Annotated in this window: 9 protein-coding genes and 3 pseudogenes; 7 read left to right on the forward strand and 5 right to left on the reverse strand. The window is 67.4% G+C overall.

Translation table 11 applies throughout. The features are described from left to right. Nucleotides 1-288 precede the first annotated feature (288 nt). Both KZO24_RS17115 and KZO24_RS17120 read left to right on the forward strand, forming a co-directional pair. Nucleotides 289-1,635, forward strand: coding sequence for an MFS transporter (locus tag KZO24_RS17115; protein WP_486486666.1), 1,347 nt, complete (start codon nucleotides 289-291; stop codon nucleotides 1,633-1,635). Next, the gene (locus tag KZO24_RS17120) at nucleotides 1,632-3,470 is read left to right on the forward strand and encodes a DUF8034 domain-containing protein (RefSeq protein ID WP_271181359.1); all 1,839 of its coding nucleotides are present in this window, start codon (nucleotides 1,632-1,634) and stop codon (nucleotides 3,468-3,470) included. The genes KZO24_RS17115 and KZO24_RS17120 overlap by 4 nt, the downstream gene beginning before the upstream one ends. A 129-nt stretch (nucleotides 3,471-3,599) precedes the next feature. Here the strand turns inward: KZO24_RS17120 and KZO24_RS17125 are convergent, their stop codons facing one another. Both KZO24_RS17125 and KZO24_RS17130 read right to left on the reverse strand, forming a co-directional pair. Continuing rightward, nucleotides 3,600-4,232, reverse strand: a complete 633-nt coding sequence (locus tag KZO24_RS17125; protein ID WP_486486667.1) for a LysR substrate-binding domain-containing protein — start codon at nucleotides 4,230-4,232, stop codon at nucleotides 3,600-3,602. A 128-nt stretch (nucleotides 4,233-4,360) separates the two neighbouring features. Beyond that, nucleotides 4,361-4,489, reverse strand: a pseudogene (locus KZO24_RS17130) (LysR family transcriptional regulator); the annotation flags it as partial. A 161-nt stretch (nucleotides 4,490-4,650) separates the two neighbouring features. Between KZO24_RS17130 and kdgD the strand changes: the two are divergent. Beyond that, nucleotides 4,651-5,577, forward strand: a complete 927-nt coding sequence (kdgD, locus tag KZO24_RS17135; RefSeq protein WP_271181358.1) for a 5-dehydro-4-deoxyglucarate dehydratase — start codon at nucleotides 4,651-4,653, stop codon at nucleotides 5,575-5,577. 133 nt (nucleotides 5,578-5,710) lie between these two features. On the opposite strand, the gene KZO24_RS17140 is transcribed toward kdgD, so the two are convergent. The 3 genes and pseudogenes from KZO24_RS17140 to KZO24_RS17150 form a co-directional block, all read right to left on the reverse strand. Continuing rightward, the gene (locus KZO24_RS17140; protein WP_486486668.1) at nucleotides 5,711-6,691 is read right to left on the reverse strand and encodes an alpha/beta hydrolase; all 981 of its coding nucleotides are present in this window, start codon (nucleotides 6,689-6,691) and stop codon (nucleotides 5,711-5,713) included. Between the two features lie 2 nt (nucleotides 6,692-6,693). After that, a pseudogene (locus KZO24_RS17145) lies at nucleotides 6,694-7,973 on the reverse strand (MFS transporter). A gap of 52 nt (nucleotides 7,974-8,025) precedes the next feature. Continuing rightward, nucleotides 8,026-8,823, reverse strand: a complete 798-nt coding sequence (locus KZO24_RS17150; RefSeq protein WP_271181355.1) for a 2-keto-4-pentenoate hydratase — start codon at nucleotides 8,821-8,823, stop codon at nucleotides 8,026-8,028. 293 nt (nucleotides 8,824-9,116) lie between these two features. Here KZO24_RS17150 and KZO24_RS17155 point away from each other — a divergent pair. The 4 genes and pseudogenes from KZO24_RS17155 (at nucleotide 9,117) to KZO24_RS17170 (ending at nucleotide 13,086) form a co-directional block, all read left to right on the forward strand. Next, nucleotides 9,117-10,135: pseudogene (locus KZO24_RS17155) on the forward strand (LacI family DNA-binding transcriptional regulator). Between the two features lie 182 nt (nucleotides 10,136-10,317). After that, on the forward strand, nucleotides 10,318-11,154 hold the full coding sequence (gene kduI, locus KZO24_RS17160) for a 5-dehydro-4-deoxy-D-glucuronate isomerase (protein ID WP_008831744.1): 837 nt from the start codon (nucleotides 10,318-10,320) through the stop codon (nucleotides 11,152-11,154). Between the two features lie 121 nt (nucleotides 11,155-11,275). After that, nucleotides 11,276-12,034 (forward strand): 2-dehydro-3-deoxy-D-gluconate 5-dehydrogenase KduD, encoded by a 759-nt coding sequence (gene kduD, locus KZO24_RS17165; RefSeq protein ID WP_271181353.1) that lies wholly within the window; start codon nucleotides 11,276-11,278, stop codon nucleotides 12,032-12,034. Between the two features lie 41 nt (nucleotides 12,035-12,075). Continuing rightward, nucleotides 12,076-13,086, forward strand: a complete 1,011-nt coding sequence (locus KZO24_RS17170; protein WP_271181352.1) for a sugar kinase — start codon at nucleotides 12,076-12,078, stop codon at nucleotides 13,084-13,086. Nucleotides 13,087-13,122 lie beyond the last annotated feature (36 nt).

Raw genomic sequence — 13,122 nt, forward strand, 5'->3', positions numbered from 1 at the left:
GAAAAGGGCTTGATCGATGCAGTCGGTGCATCGGTTCGGGGAAGAAAGCGGGATTGTCGAATGCCGAACTTCCGTCCCGTCATTGCGAGCGTAGCGAAGCAATCCAGGGCAATTCCACCCCGCTCTGGATTGCTTCGCTACGCTCGCAATGAAGAAGCGACGGCGACGATGCACAGCGCACATCGATCAAGCTGCACAGCGGCATGGATGGAGTGGACGCCGCGCGCGTAAGTCTGAAGGCACGGAAAAAGCCGCAAACCAGTGCGGCGGATGTGGGGCGATGGAGAGATGGATTTGTCAGGTTCGATAGAAGCGGCCACCCCGGCGGGTACGCGCCCGACGAAGGTGCGTTTTCTCATCATCGCGCTGATCTTCGTCATCACCTCGCTGAACTACGCGGACCGCTCGACCTTCTCGATCGCGGGGGCTTCGGCCTCGGCGGAGCTGGGGCTGGATGCGGTGCAGACCGGGTTCATCCTCTCCGCCTTCGCCTGGGCCTATTCGCTGGCGCAAATCCCCGGCGGCGCGCTGCTTGACCGGTTCGGGACGCGGCCGATCTATATCGCCGCGATCGGGACGTGGTCGTTCTTCACGGTGCTGCAGGGCTTCGCGGGCTTCATCCTCGGCGCGACGGTGGTGACGCAGCTGTTCCTGCTGCGCTTCCTCGTGGGTCTGTGCGAGGCGCCCTCGTTCCCCGGCAATGCGCGCATCGTCGCCGCATGGTTCCCGGCGCGCGAGCGCGGGACGGCCTCGGCGATCTTCAATTCGGCGCAGTATTTCTCGCTGGTCGCCTTCGCGCCGCTGATGGGCTGGGTGGTCCATGAATTCGGCTGGCGCGCGGTGTTCTTCGTGATGGGCGCGCTGGGCCTGATGGCGATGTGCGCCTTCGCCGCCTTCATCCGCGAGCCGACTCGCCACAAGTGGGCCAACGCCGCCGAAGTCGAACTGATCCGCGAAGGCGGCGGCCTCGTCGAACCGGAAGGCCGCAAGGACAAGGCCGCCGAGCCGACCTTCACCTGGAGCAACGTGCGTCAGCTGCTGACCAGCCGCATGATGATCGGCGTCTACCTCGGCCAGTACTGCATCAACGTGCTGACCTATTTCTTCGTGACCTGGTTCCCGATCTATCTGGTCAAGGATCGCGGCTTCAACATCATGGAGGCCGGCTTCGTCGCCGCGCTGCCCGCGCTGTGCGGGTTCGTCGGCGGCGTCGCGGGCGGCGTGATGTCGGACGTGCTGCTGGCGCGCACCGGCTCGATCACGATGGCGCGCAAGGCGCCGCTGCTGGCGGGGATGCTGCTCGCCAGCCTCATCATGGTCGCCGCCAAAGTGGAAAGCCAGGTCGGCGTGGTGCTGCTGATGTCGGTCGCGTTCTTCGGCAAGGGCGTCGCTTCGCTCGGCTGGGCGGTGATGTCCGACGTGGCGCCGCGCAAGCTGGCGGGGCTGGCGGGCGGCGTGTTCAACACCTTCGGCAATGCCGCCGGAATCGTCACGCCCATCGTCGTGGGCATCCTCGTCGCGCAGGCGGGGTCGTTCGACACCGCGCTCGTCTTCGTCGGCGCGCATTGCCTCTTGACCATCGTTGCCTATTTCGTCGTCGTGCAGAAGCTCGAGCGACTGGAGCTTGCCGCATGAATCTCGACCGTCGTACCGTACTGCTGGCCACCGGCGCGCTGATGCTGGTTCCGGCCATAGCCCGCGCCGGATCGGCCGAGATCGCCATCGACACGCCGATGGCCGCGCCGCGCTGGGCGGTGCTGCAGCGCCACCTCATCGCCATGCAGGGTGACGCCGCCCGCGCCTTCCACGACCGCTACTTCAACGCGAAGCATGAGATCGAGGCGTTCCTGCGCTGGGGCGCCAACGACGGCCCCGACGACGCCATCGAGGCGATCAACGACTGGCCCTACCTCTACCTCATTGGCGGCGAGGCGGGCCTGCTCGACCTCGCGCAGAAGGTGCAGGAAGCCCACTTCGCGCAATACTCCCGCGCCCGCACCAAAGACGTGCTGATGGGCCGGAACGGCATGTACGTGCGCGAATTCCCGCCGCAGATGGACTGGCAGCACATCAGCGAGGGCCTGACGACCTTCAACCAGCTCGGCCTGTGCAACCCGGACGACCGCAAGCTGATCGAGCGTGCCCGCCGCTTCGCCGATTTCTACACCGGCCGCGATCCCATCGCGCGCAACTACGATCCGAAGCTGAGGCTCATCCGTTCGATGTTCAACGGCAGCATCGGCCCGCTGATGCGCCCGGCGACGATGCTCGACTGGGCAGGCGACCCCTTCGACACCGCGCCGTTCGAGATGGTCCACGGCGAATCGAGCTACAAGGACACGCTGGAGCACTACCGCGAATATACCGAGACGGTCGGCGACAACCCGCTGAACCTGCACTCGACCGCGCTGGGCTTCAACGCCTGGATGCTGACCGGCGAAGCGCGCTTCCGCGACTGGATGCTGGAGTATGTCGAGGCATGGGCGGCGCGGGCCAAGGCCAACGGCGGCATCCTGCCCAGCAATATCGGGCCGGACGGCAAGGTCGGCGGCGGCGCGGGCGGTCACTGGTGGGGCGGCACCTACGGCTGGGGGTTCAGCCCGATCAACCCCGTCACCGGCAAGCGCGAGGACCGCAACCGCATCCCGCGCGCGATCATGGGCTTCATGAACGCCTACATGGCGACCGGCGACGACCGCTACCTGCAGGTCTGGCGCGACCAGAACGCGGCGATCAACGCACAGTCGCGCAAGATCGACGGCGTGCTCTCCGCGCCGACGATGCACGGCGCGCAGGGCTGGTACAGCTTCAAGCCCGGACCCTACCGCTTCAACACCGGCGAGATCTGGTATCTCTCCCAACGCGAGGCCGACCGCGCGGCGATGGAGCCGACGCCGTGGACGCAGTTCCTCGAGGGCAAGCAGGACGGCTGGGCCGAACAGGCGCTGCTCGACGACATGGAGCGCGTGCGCACGCAGATGGTCCGCGTCCACGAGGACAAGACGACTGCTGCGACGCGCCTCGCCGACAACCCGATCGAGCGCAACCCGGTCTCGGTGACGGCGCTGCTGCACCAGACCATGGGCGCGATCCACGTCGCGCGGCCGCCGTGGTCGAAGACCTCGCCCAATCAGGGCGGCACGCTGCTCTTCGCGCGGTTGCGGCACTTCGACGCCGACCGCAAGCGTCCGGGCCTGCCCGAGGACGTGGCGGCGCTGGTGGAGAAGATGGATGCCGGGACGACGACGCTCTCGCTGGTGAACCTCAACCCCGCGCTGGCGCGGCGGCTGGTGATCCGCGGCGGCGGCTACGGCGAGCATCGCATCGAGGCGGTGCGGATCGGCGACAGGCGCATGCCGGTGGGCGATCGCGACGTGGCGCTCAGGCTGGAGCCGGGCGCGGGCGCAAGGGTTGTGCTGGAGATGAACCGGTTCAGCCAGCCGCCGACACTGGCGTGGCCGCAGATGTAATCGTCGTCCCGGACTTGATCCGGGACCGCTGGCCATGAACGGCCCACCTTGCTGCGCGCGCAGCACGCTCTCGCCTAAAGACAGCCACCGGTCCCGGATCAGGTCCGGGACGACGTCATTACTATCGCGTCATTCCGCCATCGCCTTCAGACACAGTTCCCTGAACGCCGGCAGCGCCGGGTTCTCGCTCTCCCGCCGCCACGCCAGATGCAGTTCCACCGGCGCGGCGGGCTCGCTCTCGAAGGGCCGGAACACCACCCCGCGCGGATGGAGCCCCGCCGCCGCCTCGGGCACGATCCCAGGCGCGAGCCCCGCGCCGACCAGCCCCAGCAATGAGTGGATCTGCGTCACGTACTGCACGTAGCTGGGCGCTGCCCCGGCCCGCTCGAACAGGCTGGACAGCAGCAGGTTGAAGTACCCGGCCCCGCGCTGGGCGTACATGACGAGATCCTGCCCGTCGAAATCCCCCGGCGCGAAACGCTCCTGCCCCGCGCGCGGATCGTCCTCGTGCAGCGCCACCAGCAGGCTTTCCAGCAGCAGCGGCGCCGAATCGAACTGTACCTTGTCCACCGGCGGGCGCACCAGCGCGAGGTCGATCATGCCGGTATGCAGCGCCTCGAACTGATCGCCCGAGACCAGTTCGTGCAGCTGCAGTTCCAGCCCCGGCAGTTCCACCGCCGCGCGCTTGACGATGCGCGGCAGCAGGACATAGCCCGAGACCGCCGTAAAGCCGATCGAGATGCGCCCGGTCTCCCCTTCCACACCCGCCGCGCCGCCAGCGCCGCGCTTTCGGACAGGCGCACGATGCGGCGCGCTTCGTGAAGGAAGGTCTCGCCCGCCAGCGTCAGCGTCACCCGGCGGCTGGTGCGGTTGAACAGCTCGACGCCGAGGATGCGTTCGAGCACCTGGATCTGGCGGCTGAGCGGCGACTGGGTCATGTGCAGCCGCTCGGCGGCGCGGCCGAAGTGCAGTTCCTCGGCGAGGACGACGAAGCAGCGCAAGTGCGTGAGTTCGAACATCGTCGATGCCTACCGCGCATGAGGCCGGAGGAAAAGCGCGCGATGCATCGATGGGCGCTGATCGATGCCGCTGCGACATAAATCGATCCAGTCCCAGCGATGGGCGCGGCCGCCCCGCGCAGGTAGCAAAGGCTCTACAGGATCAATTGGAGCATTAAGCGATGTCGCCTCAGGATTTGGCCGCCCGTATCGGCGGGGGTCTCCTCTCGTTTCCGGTCACGCATTTCGACGCCGACCTGAAGTTCGACGAGGCGGCCTATCGCGACCATCTCGGCTGGCTGTCGGACTACGACGTGGCCGGCCTGTTCGCGGCGGGCGGCACCGGCGAGTTCTTCTCGCTCACCCCGGCCGAAGTGCCGGGAATTGTCAAGGCGGCGGTCGAGGAAGCGGCGGGCAAGGTGCCGGTGCTTTCGGGCTGCGGCTACGGCACCGCGATCGCGGTGGAGATGGCGCAGAACGTCGAGAAGGCGGGCGCCAACGGGCTGTTGCTGCTGCCGCCCTACCTCGTCAATTCGACTCAGGAGGGCCTTGCCGCCCACATCGAGGCGGTCTGCAAGGCGACCTCGCTGGGCGTCATCGTCTACAACCGCGACAACGCGATCGTCACCGAGGACACGCTGGCCGGTCTTGCCGAGCGCAACCCCAACCTCATCGGCTACAAGGACGGCGTCGGCGATGTCGAGCTGATGATGCGCATCTACGCCAAGCTGGGTGACCGCCTGACCTACATCGGCGGCCTGCCCACGGCCGAGACCTTCGCCCCCGCCTATCTGGAAATGGGCGTGACGACGTACTCCTCGGCGATCTTCAACTTCATGCCGGAGTGGGCGCTGGCTTTCTACAAGTCGGTCCGCGCGCGCGACAAGGCGGCGATCCTGGCGGGCCTGATCGACTTCGTGCTGCCCTATATCGCCATCCGCAATCGCGGCACCGGCTATGCGGTGTCGATCGTCAAGGCGGGCATGAACGTGATCGGCCGCCCGGCGGGTCCGGTCCGCTCGCCGCTGACCGACCTCTCCGCAGAAGAGCAGGCGATGCTCGCCGCGCTCGTCGAGAAGGCCCAGGCTTCGCTGCGCGAGACGGCCTGACGGTACTCACCCAAGGCGCGGGTGGCTCCAAACGCCCGCGCCGTGACGCAGGGATGAACTTGCTCCCACCCCTCCGGGAGCCGGTTCATCCCTGTTTTTGTGTCCGTCGTCCCGGGTCGAGCCCGGGACGACGTCAGCCGAGCCCCACGCCGCTCGCCCAGTCGAGCCAGAGGCCCGGCCACGCGGCCACAGGCTTGCCCGCGATGTTCCACAAGTTGAACCCGTGCCCGCCCTCGGCGAAGAGGTGGAGGTCCACGCTCACCCCCGCTTTTCTCAGCGCCGCGCGCAGACGCAGCGAGTTCTCGACCGGCACGGTGGCGTCGTCCTCGGCATGGACGATGAAGTGCGGCGGGCTTTCGGGCGTCACGTTGCGATCCACCGAATGCGCCGCCTCGAGCGCGGGCGTCGGGTTCGGGCCGAGCAGCTTCTCGCGCGATCCGGCATGGGCGATGGCGCGGTCCATGCTCACCACCGGGTAGAGCGGCGCGGCGCAGAACGGCCGGGCGGAGAGCCTGTCCGCCGCGTCCACCGGCGCGTAGGCGGGAAACGCGAAGCGGCTGGCAAGGTCGGCGCACAAGTGGCCGCCCGCTGACGATCCCATCACCGCCACCCGCTCCGGCGCGATGCCGTAGGCGGCCGCCTTCGCGCGGATCAGCCGCATGGCGCGCTGGGCATCGGCAAGCGGCGTGTTGGAGCGATCCTTCCAGCCCTCGCCGGGCAGGCGGTAGGTGAGAACGAATGCGGTGTAGCCGTGCTCGGTCAGCCACTGCGCGACCTGAATGCCGCCCTTGTCGAGCGATTCCTCGCGGTAGCCGCCGCCGGGGATCACCAGCAGCGCCGCGCCGTTGGGATACTTCGGGCGGAAAGCAGTGATGCGCGGCCGGGCGATCCCCGCGATCACGCGGTCGGGCTGGGCGGGGTTGGCGGAGCGCTCGGTCGCGATCTCCACCGGCAGCGGGGAGGGTGCTCCCGGCGGCGGCCCGGGCCAGAGGTCGATGACCTCGCCGGTTTCATGAAACGGACGCGGCGGGAGCGTTGCCCCCGCCGCCGGTATCGTGCGGATCACCGAAGCCGCGAGGGCTCCGGCGAACAGAGCCCTGCGGTCGATTGCCATGGTCAGACCCGCGCCTGCGCCAGACGCGGGCTGAGGACGTGGACTGCCAGCAACGCGATCAGGTAGGCGCTCGCGCAGATGGCGAAGAGCACCTCGTAGCTGTGCGTGGCGTCGAGGATGTAGCCCGCGAACAGCGCCATGCCCATGCCGCCGAAGGCGCCCACGGTGCCGCCGATGCCGACCACCGAGCCCACCGCGCCGCGCGGGAACACGTCGGAGGGCAGGGTGTAGAGGTTGGCCGAGAACGCCTGATGCGCCGCCGTGGCAAGGCCGATCACCAGCACCGCGACCCACACGTTGTCGACGCTCTGGACGAACCAGATCGGCAGCACGCACAGCGCCGAGAGCAGCATCGTCGCCTTGCGCGCGAAGTTCGGGGTGCGCCCCGCCTTGATGAGCTTCGAGGACATCCAGCCCCCGCGATGCTGCCCACGTCCGAGATCAGGTAGATCGCGGCGAGCGGCAGGCCGAAGGTCTTGAGGTCGAGGTCGTAGCGCTCGAACAGATAGCCGGGCAGCCAGAACAGGAAGAACCACCAGATCGGGTCGATCAGGAACTTGCCCAGAGCATAGGCCCAGGTCTCCTTGACGACCAGCAGGCGGCTCCAGCCGATCTTCTCGACGGGGTCGGCGGGGTCCTGCTTGATGTAGGCGAGTTCGGCCGCGGTGACGCGCGGATGCTCGTCCGGGTGGCGGTAGACGGCCCACCACACGGCGAGCCAGATGATGCCGAACAGGCCGGTGACGAAGAACGCCATGCGCCAGTCGAACCACAGCACCAGCAGCGGCACCAGCAGCGGGGTGACGATCGCGCCGACGTTGGCGCCCGCGTTGAACACGCCGATCGCCAAGGCGCGCTCCTTCTGGGGGAACCAGTCGGTCACGGCGCGGATGCCGGCGGGGAAGTTGCCCGATTCGCCGACGCCGAGGCCGAAGCGCGCCATCGCGAACGAGGTCAGGCCGGTGGCGAAACCGTGTGCCATGTGGCTCACCGTCCAGATGACGATGGCGACGGTGTAGCCGAGGCGCGCGCCGAGCGTGTCGACGATCTTGCCGAACGACAGGTAGCCGACCGCGTAGGCCAGCTGGAACCAGAACACGATCCCCGCGAAGTCGGACTCGGACCAGTGGAACTCCGCCGACAGCGTCGGCTTGAGCACGCCGATCATCTGACGGTCGACGTAGTTGATGGCGGTTGCCGCGAACAGCAGCGCCACCACGACCCAGCGATAGCGCCCGACTTTTGCCGTCTGGCCTACCGTACCGCCGGTTCCTGCATCCATTTCCCTACTCCCTTGCGACCGTCTTGTTCGTGTGCCGCTCTAATTGGTTCTGTCAGGCGGGTTTTGCCGCGACGATGCCGCAGGCTACCGTACCGTGCCCCGCGAAAGTCGCCAGTACCTGCTGGCCGGGCACGACCTCGTGAACCCCGGTGACAGCGCCGGTCGAGACCCAGGTGCCGCCGCTGCAGTCGATCCCGCGCGCGACAAGGTTGCCGAGCAGGAAGCGCACCGCGCCCAGCGGGCCGTCGAGCATCGTCGCCGTGGTGGCCTCGCCCGCCGTCTCGCCGTCGATGTCGAGGCGGACGGTGATCGCGTTGAAGTCGATCGTCTCCCAGCCTTCGAGCACCGGCCCGATGACCATGCCGTAGTTGTTGCCGTAGTCGGAGACGGTCACCGGCGGCCCGTCCGCGTTGATGCGCGGGTAAGGCGAACTGGCGACCTCGATGCCGATGTGCACCGCGTCGAGGACCGCGCGGGTGGCCGCGTCGTCCTGCGGCACCGTGCCGTCCCAGCCTGCCGCGACGTGAAGCAGGAACTCCGCCTCGCCCGCTGCGAAACCTTCGGCGAAGACGGGCATCTCGGGCGATTCGCCCGCTGCCACCGTCACCACGCTGTCGGTGAAGATCGGCCCGGCCAGACGGTTCGCGCCCAGTTGTCCGTCAAGCGGCGGGTTGATCTTGCCGACCTTCCAACCGGCGACCTCGCGCCCGTCGAAGGCGAGGGCGAAATCCTGGATCGCATAGCCGCCGCCGAGGTCGGTGGGGGCTTGTCCGGGATAGGAATCCAATGCGCGCTTCTCGCGCCGCGCCGTCACGAATGCTTCGGCGACTGCCTTTGCCGTGTCTGTCAAAACAATCCCCACACCCAAGAATACCGTGCTTCGGTCAGTTCGGCGCTGGATTACCGGCGACACCGGTGTCATCCAAACGCCCATCCTGACCCGTCTGTACAGAGTGTCCGCTCTGTCGGATTGGTCACCCGCCGGTACGCCCTGCGAGCGTTCCGGCATCTTTCCATCCTATGCAAATGCACAGGCGATGGAATGGTAACCGGTGTCATCTTGCCTTTCGTCCCGCTTGAAGGCAAGCCGGAAAAATTCGGCCCATCGACCAACGCGCCGACGCAAGACCATAAGGACGCCGCATGGCAGAAGGCCAGAAACCCACGATCAACGACGTTGCGCGCATTTCCGGCGTGTCCAAGAAGACGGTGAGCCGCGTCATCAACAAGTCGCCGCTGCTCAATCAGGCGACGCGCGAGAAGGTCGAATCGGTCATCGCCGACCTTGGCTATGTCCCCAATCCGCAGGCGCGGGCACTGGCGCTGCGGCGCAATTTCCTGATCGGCCTGATTCACGACAACCCCAACGCGCAGATGGTGCTGGGGGTGCAGGAGGGTATCCTCGACACCATCCGCGACACCGAGTTCGCCCTCGTCGTCCATCCCGTGAACCGCCATTCGCCGACGCTGGCGGAGGACATCCGCCGCTTCATCGAGCAGCAGCGGCTCTACGGCGTGATGCTTCTGCCGCCGCTGTCGGAGCGCGACGATCTCGCCGAATTGTGCCGCGATCTCGGCTGTACGCTGGTGCGGATGGGCTCGGCGCGGCTCGACGACGACGAGCACCTCGTCGCCTCGAACGACCGGCAGGCGGTGAGCGAGGCAGTCGCGTGGCTCGTGGAACTGGGCCACACGCGAATCGGCTTCGTCGCCGGGCCGGAGGGCTTCCGTTCCGCCAACGAGCGCGAACAGGGCTTCCTCGACGGACTCGCGGCGGCGGGCCTGACGCTCGACCCGGCGGTCGCGGCGCGCGGTACTTATCGCTTCGAATCGGGCAAGGCGGCGGGCGAGAAGCTGCTGTCGGCCGCCGAACCGCCCACCGCCGTGTTCTCCAGCAACGATGAGATGGCGGCGGGCATCCTCCACGCGGCGCGCGAGCGGGGCTGAACGTGCCCGAAGACCTGTCGATCATCGGCTTCGACGATACCGCCACCGCCGCGCACATCTGGCCGCCGCTGACGACAGTGCGCTGGCCGATCCGCACGATGGCCAGCACGGCGGCGGCCAAGCTGATCCGCCCGGCCTCGGCAGCGTCGGAGCCTTCGTTCTTCCTATCGGACCTGATCCGGCGGGCTTCGGCGGTGCCATACCCGAAACCCTGACATCCCGTCATTGCGAGCGCAGCGAAGCAATCCAGGGCAGCTCTACACCGCCCTGGATTGCTTCGCTGCGCTCGCAATGACGGGATGCGGTGAAGGATGATTGCAACGCGCGCCAACCCCGTTGACACCGGTTACCTAAAGCGGATACGAATGCCGCCAAGACCTGAACGGGAGAGTTCACAGTGTTCTGCAAGACGTACCACGCCACCCATCCGGACATGATGGAGTGTGTCTCCAATGAAGAACTGCGCGACCGCTATCTGGTCACCGGCATGTTCAAGGCCGGCGAGGTCAACCTCAACTACTCGCACAACGAGCGCTTCATCATCGGCGGTGCGGTTCCGGGCGCTGAGCCGCTTGCCCTGCCGCTGCAGACCGTCCCCAAGAGCGCGGAGGGCAAGTCCTTCTTCGAGCGCCGCGAGGCCGGCATCACCAACATCGGCGGCCCCGGCGCGATCACCGTCGACGGCCAGCGCTTCGAGATGAAGAACAAGGAATGCCTCTACGTCCCCATGGGCACGAACGAGGTGATCTTCGAGGGTGAGGGCGCGCGCTTCTACATCGCCTCGGTTCCCGCCCACAAGGCGCTGCCGATCAAGCACATCACGCTCGACCAGGCGAACCCGCTGGCGCGCGGCGACCTCGCCAACTCGAACCAGCGCACCATCTACCAGCTGGTGATCCCCGGCGTGTGCGAGAGCGCGCAGCTGCTGCTGGGCCTGACCGTGCTGGAAGAAGGCTCGGTCTGGAACACGATGCCGCCGCACCTCCACGACCGCCGCTCGGAAATCTACCTGTACTTCGAGCTGCCCGAAGAGAACGACCGCATCTTCCACTACATGGGCGAGCCCGACCAGATGCGTCACATCGTCATCGCCAACGAAGAGGCCGTCATCAGCCCGCCGTGGTCGATCCACATGGGTTCGGGCACCAAGAAGTACGCCTTCATCTGGGCGATGGGCGGGGAAAACCTCGACTACACCGACATGAACGTGCTGGATATCTGCCAGCTCCAGTAAGTCTTCGCCTACCCCCTGCGCTCGTCATTGCGAGGAGCGCAGCGACGAAGCAATCCATCGAGCCAGCGTCGCAACCGCCCCGGGTTGCGTCGCTGCGCTCGCAATGACGAGAGAGGGTATCATGGCAATTTCCTTCGACCTGACGGGCAAGACCGCGCTCGTCACCGGCGCCAACACCGGCATCGGCCAGGCCATCGCCGTCGCGCTGGCACAGGCGGGCGCCGATGTCGCCGTCGCGGGCCGCTCGGAGCCGACCGAGACGCTGGCGCTGATCGCCGCGACGGGCCGAAAGGCGGTCAACATCAAGGCCGACCTGTCGAGCATCGAGCCGGTGCAGCGCGTCATCGACGAGGCGGTGGCAGGGCTGGGCAAGGTGGACATCCTCGTCAACAACGCCGGTATCATCCGCCGCGACGACCTGCTGCAGTTCTCAGAAGAGGACTGGGACGCGGTGATCGACACCAACCTCAAGACCCTGTTCTTCCTCAGCCAGGCGGCCGCGAAGGACATGGTCGAGCGGGGAACCGGCGGCAAGATCGTCAACATCGCCTCGCTGCTGACCTTCCAGGGCGGCATCCGCGTGCCGAGCTATGCGGCGGCGAAGTCCGGCGTATCGGGCGTCACTAAGGCGATGGCGAACGAACTGGCGCCCAAGGGCGTGCAGGTCAACGCGATCGCGCCGGGCTACATCACCACCAACAACACTGCCGCGCTTTCCGCCGACGAGACGCGCAACCGCCAGATCCTCGAACGCATCCCGACAGGCCGCTGGGGCAAGCCGGAGGATATCGCGGGCGCCGCCGTGTTCCTGGCCTCTCCAGCCTCGGATTATGTTACCGGTCACATTCTTGCTGTCGACGGCGGCTGGCTGGCTCGCTAAGCCGCTGCGGCGACGAATGGAAATGTGAGAGGGGTGGGTAGATGAGCGGTCATGTCCTGTGTTTCGGCGAAGTGCTGCTGCGCTTCGCCACCCCGGCCGCGCGGCTGACGGTGCAGTGCGATGCGCTGGACATGGTCGTCGGCGGGGCCGAGGCCAATGTCGCGGCGGGGCTCGCCTCACTGGGCCATGACGTGAAGATGCTGACGCGCCTGCCGTCCAGTCCCTTGGGCGACAAGGCGCGCGCAGCCCTCGCCGCCGCCGGGATCGATACCGCCCACGTCGGGCGCGATACCGGCCGCATGGGCCTCTACTTCCTCGAGAGCGGAGCAGGCCTGAGGCCCTCGTCGATCACTTACGATCGCGCGGGTTCCGTGTTCGCAACCTCCAAGGCGGACCAGTTCGACTTCGCCTCCGCGCTCGAGGGCGCCCGACTGCTCCACCTGTCGGGCATCACGCCGGCGCTCGGCCCCGGAGGCGTCGCGCTTGCGCAAGCCGCCGTCGCCGCGGCCAACAGCGCCGGCGTGCCTGTCTGTTTCGACGGCAATTACCGCGCACTGCTGTGGGATGCTTGGGACAGCGATCCGCGCGCGATCCTGACCGACCTGATGCAGTCGGCGACGGTCATGATCGGCAACCACCGGGATATTTCGTTGCTGCTGGGCAAGGCGTTCTCCGGCGATGGCTCCGACCGTCGGCGCGAGGCCGCGCTGGCCGCCTTCGAGGCGTTCCCGAAGCTGCAACTGATCGCCTCGACCGCGCGGCACGTGGTGAACTCCGGCCATCACCGTATCGCCGCACGTCTCGATGCGCGGGACGCGGCGCACCAGACGAGCGAGGTCGATGTCACCGGCATCGTCGACCGCATCGGCACCGGCGACGCCTTTGCGGCGGGCGTGTTGCACAAGTGGCTAGCAGGTGCCGGGCTGGTCGAGACGGCGCAGGCAGGGTTGGCCTATACCGTGCTCAAGCATACCGTGCCGGGTGACATGTGCCTTGTTGGACCGGCGGAGCTGGAAGCCTTCTCGACTTCGGGCGGGGACGTCAGGCGCTAAGAGAACAAGGCCCACCCCAGCCCCTCCCGCAAGCGG

Source organism: Novosphingobium sp. NFX11, assembly GCF_057376415.1.

Coding starts and splice junctions, on each gene's coding strand:
- KZO24_RS17170 (WP_271181352.1), top strand. CDS start 12,076: ATGAGCGGTCATGTCCTGTGTTTCGGCGAAGTGCTGCTGCGCTTCGCC.
- kdgD (WP_271181358.1), top strand. CDS start 4,651: ATGTCGCCTCAGGATTTGGCCGCCCGTATCGGCGGGGGTCTCCTCTCG.
- KZO24_RS17120 (WP_271181359.1), top strand. CDS start 1,632: ATGAATCTCGACCGTCGTACCGTACTGCTGGCCACCGGCGCGCTGATG.
- KZO24_RS17115 (WP_486486666.1), top strand. CDS start 289: ATGGATTTGTCAGGTTCGATAGAAGCGGCCACCCCGGCGGGTACGCGC.
- KZO24_RS17140 (WP_486486668.1), bottom strand. CDS start 6,691: ATGGCAATCGACCGCAGGGCTCTGTTCGCCGGAGCCCTCGCGGCTTCG.
- kduD (WP_271181353.1), top strand. CDS start 11,276: ATGGCAATTTCCTTCGACCTGACGGGCAAGACCGCGCTCGTCACCGGC.